The sequence below is a fragment of the Enterococcus cecorum genome (assembly GCF_052119425.1).
GTDB lineage: Bacteria > Bacillota > Bacilli > Lactobacillales > Enterococcaceae > Enterococcus_E > Enterococcus_E cecorum_C.
In genome coordinates, this window is sequence record NZ_JBQKFH010000064.1 from 1 (window position 1) to 8692 (window position 8692).

At 39.1% G+C, this 8692-nt stretch carries 9 protein-coding genes; 6 read left to right on the forward strand and 3 right to left on the reverse strand.

Going from position 1 to position 8692, the window contains the following annotated elements; all coding sequences use genetic code 11:
* Positions 1–100: 100 nt before the first annotated feature.
* From ACTQZM_RS11280 to ACTQZM_RS11290, 3 genes are read right to left on the reverse strand one after another with little or no spacing between them, the layout of a single operon-like run.
* Positions 101–235, reverse strand: a complete 135-nt coding sequence (locus ACTQZM_RS11280) for a hypothetical protein (protein ID WP_441653822.1) — start codon at positions 233–235, stop codon at positions 101–103.
* Positions 228–962 carry an ABC transporter permease gene (locus tag ACTQZM_RS11285; protein ID WP_441653823.1) on the reverse strand — a complete coding sequence of 245 codons (735 nt, stop codon included), beginning with the start codon at positions 960–962 and terminating at the stop codon, positions 228–230. Before ACTQZM_RS11285 ends, ACTQZM_RS11280 begins: the two co-directional genes overlap by 8 nt.
* Entirely contained in the window at positions 959–1846 is an 888-nt protein-coding gene (locus ACTQZM_RS11290) for an ABC transporter ATP-binding protein (protein ID WP_441653824.1), read from the reverse strand. The genes ACTQZM_RS11285 and ACTQZM_RS11290 overlap by 4 nt, the downstream gene beginning before the upstream one ends.
* Positions 1847–2418: 572 nt before the next feature.
* Here ACTQZM_RS11290 and ACTQZM_RS11295 point away from each other — a divergent pair.
* The 6 genes from ACTQZM_RS11295 to ACTQZM_RS11320 all read left to right on the forward strand — a co-directional run bounded on the left by ACTQZM_RS11295 (position 2419) and on the right by ACTQZM_RS11320 (position 8558).
* Entirely contained in the window at positions 2419–3372 is a 954-nt protein-coding gene (locus ACTQZM_RS11295) for a metal ABC transporter substrate-binding protein (protein WP_441653825.1), read from the forward strand.
* A gap of 8 nt (positions 3373–3380) precedes the next feature.
* Positions 3381–4061, forward strand: coding sequence for a metal ABC transporter ATP-binding protein (locus ACTQZM_RS11300; RefSeq protein WP_168931062.1), 681 nt, complete (start codon positions 3381–3383; stop codon positions 4059–4061).
* Positions 4034–4852, forward strand: coding sequence for a metal ABC transporter permease (locus ACTQZM_RS11305; RefSeq protein ID WP_349278496.1), 819 nt, complete (start codon positions 4034–4036; stop codon positions 4850–4852). Before ACTQZM_RS11300 ends, ACTQZM_RS11305 begins: the two co-directional genes overlap by 28 nt.
* A 247-nt stretch (positions 4853–5099) precedes the next feature.
* Entirely contained in the window at positions 5100–5936 is an 837-nt protein-coding gene (purR, locus tag ACTQZM_RS11310) for a pur operon repressor (protein WP_016250672.1), read from the forward strand.
* A gap of 15 nt (positions 5937–5951) precedes the next feature.
* Complete coding sequence (gene glmU / locus ACTQZM_RS11315) at positions 5952–7325, forward strand: bifunctional UDP-N-acetylglucosamine diphosphorylase/glucosamine-1-phosphate N-acetyltransferase GlmU (RefSeq protein ID WP_441653826.1); 1374 nt, start codon at positions 5952–5954, stop codon at positions 7323–7325.
* Between the two features lie 255 nt (positions 7326–7580).
* Positions 7581–8558, forward strand: coding sequence for a ribose-phosphate diphosphokinase (locus ACTQZM_RS11320; RefSeq protein ID WP_248624595.1), 978 nt, complete (start codon positions 7581–7583; stop codon positions 8556–8558).
* The last annotated feature ends 134 nt before the right edge of the window (positions 8559–8692 follow it).

The window sequence follows — 8692 nt, forward strand, 5'->3', positions numbered from 1 at the left end:
AGGGTGGAAAAGTCCAGTTCAATACAGAATTCACCTTATGAGTGCATAAAAAAACGTAGTAGACAAAACTACTACGCTAATAAAGTCTAACTTTTGGGGGTCACATCACTTCAGGATTTCCTTTTAAAATCAGTAAGGTCCCGCATAAAAAGATGACTAAATACAGTCCATCTGAGAAGCTGTCAAAGCCATAGCGTTTTTTATTATAGATAAAGCGCAGGAATTCATTATACATTGAAAATCGCTCCCTTCTTTTTTGCCTGTGAAAAGAGGGCGTAAAAGACGAGTAGGCCAATCACCCAATAAATAATTGCGTATAGACTAAGAATGCTCGCTGTAGCTAAATTGGGTTGTAGAATAAAGCTACGTAAATACTGATAAGGAAACAAATAGGTAAGGACGAGATTGGTAGACTGCGTTAAAATCCCGGTAAAAAAGAGCATAAAATACGAAATTAACCCTGTAACACTTGAAGTGCGACTATATAAAAGGCTAAATCCGGCAAATCCTAAGCCCATTCCATACAGACCAAAGATAACCACAAAGCAAAGTAGAAAAATCAGGAGGCTACCTGCAACGCCATGATTAAACGGTACTTTCATAACGAAGGCAATCAATAAGAATAGTGGAATCGCCTTTACCAAATCAATCAGCATCTGCACAATAATCTTTAACAACAAGACACTAACCAAGCTTTTGCGACTTTGAATCACGCTGATGAGAGTACGATCATAGACTTCATCTTCTACAAAAAACGTTGGATGCGTGATACTGTGGGTGGCAAAATACCAAGTAAATAGCAAGAAAAAGAGTGCTTCCACAGATTGATGGCCCGTAAAATAATCTAAATAACCCGAAATCATAATCACGATGGAGAGATTAGCAAAAAGCAAGTTTAATTTAAATTGGCCCATTTCTTGCAACTGGCGGAAAAATTCACGCGTTAAATCACTTAAACTCATGCAATCACCTCATATAAAATATCATCCATGTCCTGCAATTCAACCTTAAAACTCAAGACTTTAAAGTTGCGTAAAATATCATCTTTTTGCGTTTCTTCTTTGCACGTAAACTGTATCGTTTCTTGCGTTTCTTCAAAGTGAAGTTCAGGGAATTTTGCTTGCAAGGCTGATTTGCTTTCTAATGGACAGGTGAAATGATAACTCAACCAATCTTGCTCACGACCAAATAATTGTGTAAATGATCCATCCTTGGTGAGTTTGCCTTGGTTCATAATTAAGATCCGACTGGCAAACTCTTTGGTAAAGGTAAAGTCATGGGTGGTCATAATGATGGTCAGGTCGCGCTTTTGCTGGATTTTGGCTAATGTTTCTCCTAATCGTCGTTTACTCACTACATCTAAGCCATTCGTTGGTTCGTCCAAGCAGAGAATTTCTGGTTGGCATAAAAGCGCGATAATTAGGGAGAGTTTTTGGCGGTTCCCTTGAGAAAGCTCAGAGACCAAGGTGTTTTGATACGGAGTGAAATCAAACCATTCGAAATAGTCTAACATTTCTTGTTGCACTTGTTTGACAGTGAGTTGGTTTAGTTTCAAAAAATAGTGGATATTTTGCATGGCAGTCAAATAGTCATAATAGCCACGTCCGCTTTCTAAGACGAATTTGACTTTTTGGTGAATATGACGGTCGGTATTTGCCAGACCATCGACGAAAATCGTGCCCTGATCTTGATTAAATAATCCAGAAATGAGTTTGATTAAAGTGGATTTCCCAGCACCATTCATCCCCATGACTGCCACAGTTTCCCCTTTATGAATGGTTAATTGTTCAATATTTAATACTTCTTTGTGATGAAAGCTTTTCACCACCTTGTTTATTTCAATCATCATAAACTCCTTTTGTAATTGTTTGATTATAAAAAGATTATAACATAACAAAAAAACGATTCAACGCATTTTTGGGAAATTATTCACATTCATTGCAAAAAAACAGACGCACCTAATTTATTGGCACGCCTGTTCAAGGAGTTAAAAATGAAAAAGTGTTTATAAGGGTTGTTGTTATTGGGATACTTATATAGTAATAGAGAAATATGAAGAAACTTTGAATAAATCGTTAGGAATGTGTAAAGACGCGCATTCCTCATTTTTTTTTTGCAACTTCACTGTCTAAACAACGAAAAGCTAAACAGCATTGAGCCATTTAGCTTTTCATACAAGGAGTTAAAAATGAAAAAGTGTTTATATAGGGTTGTTTGTTGGGATGCTTATATCATAAAGCAGAAGTGTGAAGAAACTTTGAACAAAAAGTAAAAAAAGTTTTCAAAAAAATCTAGGGCCATTTTCCTTGACGCTTGCGAAACTATCTGATAAATTAGGGAATGCTGGATAAATCGGAATATTACGATTTACATTCCGATTTAGATTTACAACCTAAGGAAAGGACTAATAAATAATAAATGAAGCGAATTTTAGCTGTTATTACATTAATATTTACGATAGGGCTGTTGGCTGGTTGTCAAAATCAGGAAAAAGCGAGTCAATCAGAAAATCAAAAAGTCCAAGTCATGGCGACGTTTTATCCGATGTATGCTTTTTCTAAGGCGGTAGTAGGCGAAACAGGTGAGGTAAAGTTACTGATTCCTGCGGGGACAGAACCGCATGACTATGAGCCAAGTGCCAGAGATATTGCAAAGTTAAATGAAGCTGGCTTGGTCGTGTATAATAGTAGTCATTTTGAGACGTGGATGGCTGATGTGAAGCAAAATATTGACGCTAAGCACACGCAACTTGTGGAAGCTAGCACCGGTATTCAGTTACTAAGTGGCAAAGAAGAACATGAGCATCATGATGAAGAAGCCGATGAACACGATCATGACCACGGTGATGTCAATCCTCATGTTTGGCTCGATCCGGTCTTAGCACAAAAAGAAGTGACCAATATTCAAAAAGCATTAAGCAAGCGATATCCGAAGTATAAAGCAACCTTTGAGAAAAACGCTCAAGCCTATATCAAAAAACTACAAGCTTTGGATCAACAATACCGCGAGGCTGCACAAAAAGCGACGAATAAAACGTTTGTCGTACAACATGATGCCTTTGTTTATTTAGCGAAACGTTATGGCTTAGAGCAAGTGGCGGTTACTGGGCTTTCTCCAGATGAAGAGCCTACACCAAGTCGTTTGGCCGAATTGAAAAAATATATTCAAAAAGAGCAGATTCATGTGATTTACTTTGAAGAAAATGCCTCAGCTAAAGTAGCGAAAACCCTAGCTAAAGAAACTGGGGTACAATTACTTGTCTTAAATCCGCTCGAAAGTTTGACCAAAGACCAATTGGCAGATGGCGAGGATTATCTCAGCGTGATGCGAGCAAATTTACAAGCTTTACAACAAACCTTGAATGAAAAGTAGGTGAAAAGATGCACTATATTGAAGTCGAAAATTTGAGCTTTTATTATGATGAAGAGCCAGTCTTAACCGGGATAAATTATCATGTTGATGCGGGCGAATTTGTTACTTTAACCGGGGAAAATGGTGCGGCAAAATCGACCTTGGTGAAGGCGACATTGGGCTTATTAAAACCAAAGACAGGCACAGTGACGATTGCAAAAGAAAATATTGAGGGCAAGAAACTCAGTGTGGGCTATATTCCGCAGCAAATTGCCTCGTTTAACGTTGGTTTTCCAAGTACGGTTTTGGAATTGGTGCAGTCAGGGCGTTTTCCTAAAGATCGTTGGTTCAAACGTTTAACAGACCGTGATCACGAGCATGTAAAAAAGGCGCTAGATGCAGTGGGAATGTGGGAGATGCGCCATAAAAAAATCGGCGAGCTCTCCGGTGGACAAAAGCAGCGAATCAGCCTCGCGCGTGTGTTTGCGACTGATCCAGATCTTTTCATTTTAGATGAACCAACGACCGGGATGGATGAAAAATCACGCAATAATTTTTATAAGTTATTACGTCATAGTGCCCATCAACACCAAAAAGCGATTTTGATGATTACCCATGATCATGAAGAAATCAAAAATTATGCAGATCGCCAAATTCATTTGGTACGAAAGGAGGATTCCCCATGGCGTTGCTTTCATATGAATTCATGAGACGAGCCTTTTTAGCGGCGATTTTTATCTCAGGTATTGCACCGATGTTGGGGGTATTCTTAGTTTTACGCCGTCAATCTTTAATGGCCGATACTTTATCACATGTCTCATTAGCGGGGGTGGCACTGGGCTTTTTCCTTAATTTAAGTCCAAATGTAACGACTTTGCTGATTGTGATTTTAGCAGCTATCTTACTGGAATATTTGCGCAGTATGTTTCATAGTTATTCCGAGATTTCGGTGGCTATTTTAATGTCAGGTGGACTAGCCTTAGCGCTTGTTTTGATGAAATTGAGTGGCGGTAATTCCTCAACCAGTATTCAGTCCTACTTGTTTGGTTCGATTGTGACGATTACCAATAGCCAAGTGTGGTTTTTAGGCATTTTATTCGTAGTGATTTTCTTGAGTTTCTTGCGTTTTCGCCGACCAATGTATATTTTAACCTTTGATGAAGCAACGGCCCATGTCGATGGTTTGCCGGTGCGCTTGATGTCGATGTGTTTTAATATTTTAACCGGGGTGGCGATTGCGATTATGATTCCGATTGCTGGCGCGTTATTGGTTTCAGCAATTATGGTTTTACCGGCTGCGACGAGTTTACGAGTGGGCAAAGGCTTTAACCAAGTGATTTATTTGAGTATGTTTATCGGCTTGGTGGGAATGCTTAGTGGTTTAACGAGTTCCTTTTACTTAGATACCCCACCGGGAGCGACGATTACACTTGTTTATATTGCGATTTTCTTGGTGGCTAATGTGGTGCGCATCCTAGTTATTCAAGCAAAACGAAAATAAGTGAGAACTAAATGATGGACAGTCTTCTAAATAAGAGGGCTGTTTTTTTCTCGAAAACTAGGAATGATTTTGAGTGAATGACAGGTTTCATTCGACTTTTTAGGTGGATTTTGATAATTTTACGAACATTTTTCGATAATTTATGCAAAAACTCTCGCAAAACTCGTATTTTTTGATTATAATGGAAAGGAAAATATTTGAAAAACTTAAAATTAAGAACAAATAGCTTTTGAGGGGAGAAGAATCTATGAAAATTCGTCGGAGTGAACGCTTGATTGATATGACTAACTATTTATTGTCACATCCACATGAGTTGATTTCGCTAAGTTTATTCGCTAAAAGATACGAATCTGCCAAATCATCTATTAGTGAAGATTTAGGTATTGTGAAAAAGACCTTTAAAGAGCGCGGCATTGGCTTGTTAGAAACTTTGCCAGGTGCTGCAGGTGGTGTGGTGTTTATCCCTGTGATGGAAGAAAAAGAAGCGTATGAGTATGTGCACAAATTAGCCGAACGTTTATCTGAGCAAGACCGTTTATTACCTGGTGGCTATGTGTATTTATCTGATCTTTTAGGCGAGCCAGAATTATTACGCCAAGTGGGTCGCATTATCGCTTCAAAATATTTAGATAAAGAAATCGATGCTGTGATGACGGTTGCGACAAAAGGAGTTCCGATTGCTCAGGCAGTATCTTATTATTTAAATGTACCGTTTGTGATTGTGCGTCGTGATTCTAAGATTACAGAGGGTTCAACGGTCAGCGTGAATTATGTTTCAGGCTCATCAGAACGTATCGAAAAAATGGAATTATCTAAGCGCAGTTTACGTCGTGGCTCCCGTGTGTTAGTGGTCGATGATTTCATGAAAGGCGGCGGCACGGTCAATGGGATGAAGAGCTTGATTGAAGAGTTCGAAGCAGAATTAGTCGGCATTACCGTCTTTGCTGAAGGAAATTTCAAAGGTAAACGTGTGATTGATGAGTATAATTCGTTATTATTTGTTAAAGATGTCAATACGCAAGATAAAACCATCTCTGTTGTACCAGGGAATTACTTTAAAGAATACGAAGAAAAATTGAATTAGAATCGAGGAAATATTTTGGATAATCGTTATGTAATTATTATGGCAGCTGGTAAGGGTACCCGCATGAAATCAAAATTATACAAGGTGCTACATCCGGTATGTGGTAAAGCCATGGTGGATCATGTGTTAACGCAAGTCGAAAAATTACAACCTGCGCAAATTATTACGATTGTGGGTCATGGTGCTGAAATGGTCCAAGAACGTTTAGGCAATCGTAGTCAATATGCCTTACAAGCGGAACAACTAGGAACAGGTCATGCGGTGATGCAAGCCAAAGAAGCGCTAGAAGGCAAAAAAGGTACAACTTTAGTCATTAGTGGGGACACACCGCTATTAACGAGTGCGACTTTGCAACAATTATTTGACTATCATGAGCAAAATCAAGCCGCAGTGACTGTATTAACTGCGCATGCGGACAATCCAACTGGTTATGGACGCATTATCCGCAATGAAGCTGGCGATGTACAAAAAATCGTGGAACAAAAAGATGCTAATCCACAAGAAGCCGCAGTCCAAGAAATCAATACCGGAACTTATTGCTTCGATAATGAATTGTTATTTGAAGCCCTAAGCCAAATCACAACGGACAATGCGCAAGGTGAATATTATTTAACCGATGCCTTAGAAATTTTGAAAAACGCTGGCAATAAAGTGGCCGCTTATCAAACGGATGACTTTGAAGAATCACTAGGGGTTAATGATCGTGTGGCGCTTGAAACAGCTAATCAAATCATGCGCAAACGAATTAACCGTCAACATATGATTAACGGGGTAACTTTTGTCGATGCAGCAAATACTTATATTGAAGCGGATGTTACAATTGGTTCAGATACGGTGATTGAAGCAGGCGTTATCTTAAAAGGTCAAACTAAGATTGGGCAAGATTGCCTTATCACAGCGCATAGTGAAATTGTCGATAGCGTGATTGAAGATGGCGTGACCATTAAACATTCTGTCGTGGAAGAAAGTATTGTTCGTACAGGTGCAGATGTCGGTCCATTTGCCCATCTACGTCCAAAAGCAGATATCGGTGTGAATGCCCATGTCGGTAACTTTGTGGAAGTGAAGAAAGCTACGATTGGTAAAGATACTAAAGTAGGACATTTGACTTATGTCGGCGATGCAACTTTAGGTGAAAATATCAATGTCGGTTGTGGGACAATTTTTGCCAACTATGATGGTAAGAATAAACACCACAGCACAATCGGCGACAATAGCTTTATCGGCTCAGGCACAATTATTGTTTCACCAGTGAATATGGAGAAAAACAGTGCCACGGCTGCAGGTTCAACCATTACCCAAGACATTAGCGAGCACACCATGGCCATTGCCCGCGCCCGCCAAGTCAACAAAGAAAACCTAGCCAAAAAACTACCGTATTTCAAATAAGGTCGTGAAGCAGCTAGTCAGACAGCAAAAGTAAGTGCTGTTTGGCTAGTTGTTTTTTTCTTAATCAGAAATCAAAAGTGCGATTTCTGATAGTTTGCTGAGAGGAAAGCTCTAATTGTTCGCCTATTTAATATTTTAATGAAAAAATCGCCAAAAAACCTTGATTTATGTGCAAAAAATGACTACTATTTTATTTGGAAGAATACGTAAATGTAGTAGTCATTCTGTTTTGTAAAAAAGAAAGTGGAGGTTCTCATGTCAAACCAATATTCTGATCCAAAGTTGAAAATTTTTGCTTTAAATTCTAATCGTCCTTTAGCTGAAAAAATTGCTGAAGCTGCAGGTGTAGAATTAGGAAAATGTACAGTGAAACAATTTAGCGATGGAGAAATTCAAGTAAATATCGAGGAAAGTATCCGTGGGGCACACGTCTATGTTGTTCAATCAACTAGTTCACCCGTTAATGACAACTTAATGGAACTATTAATCATGATTGATGCGCTAAAACGTGCCAGTGCGAAAACAATTAACGTGGTGATGCCTTATTATGGTTATGCTCGTCAAGACCGTAAAGCGCGCTCTCGTGAACCAATTACTGCTAAATTAGTAGCCAATATGTTACAAACAGCTGGTGCCACAAGAATGGTTACCCTTGACTTGCACGCAGCTCAAATTCAAGGTTTCTTTGATATTCCAGTCGATCATTTGATGGGCGCACCATTAATTGCTAACTACTTCTTAGAAAAAGGAATTGTCGGCGATGATGTAGTTGTTGTTTCGCCAGACCATGGTGGGGTGACACGTGCTCGTAAATTAGCTGAATTCTTAAAATCACCAATTGCTATTATTGACAAACGCCGCCCAAGAGCAAATGTGGCTGAAGTAATGAATATTATCGGTCAAGTGGAAGGTAAAGTATGTGTCTTGATTGACGATATGATTGATACAGCTGGTACGATTACCTTAGCTGCCAATGCCTTAAAAGAAGCAGGGGCGAAGAGTGTGTATGCATCATGTACTCACCCAGTGCTTTCAGGTCCTGCCTTGGAACGTATTCAAGATTCTGCAATTGAACGTCTAGTGGTAACTGATTCAATCAACTTACCAGCAGAACGTAAAATTGATAAAATTGATGAAATCAGCGTGGGTGAATTAGTCGCTGAAGCCATCAAACGTATTCATGAGAACAAACCAGTTAGTCCATTGTTTGAATCAAAACAACCAATGAAATAAAAAAAGTGAGTCCCCTGCGCCTGTGATATGTACCCTCTTTACTGGACAAACAGTAAGGAGGGTATTTTTATGCGCTACAGCTATGAGTACAAAAGAAAATGTGTGGAAATGTATCGTAAAGGTATTTTACCTGA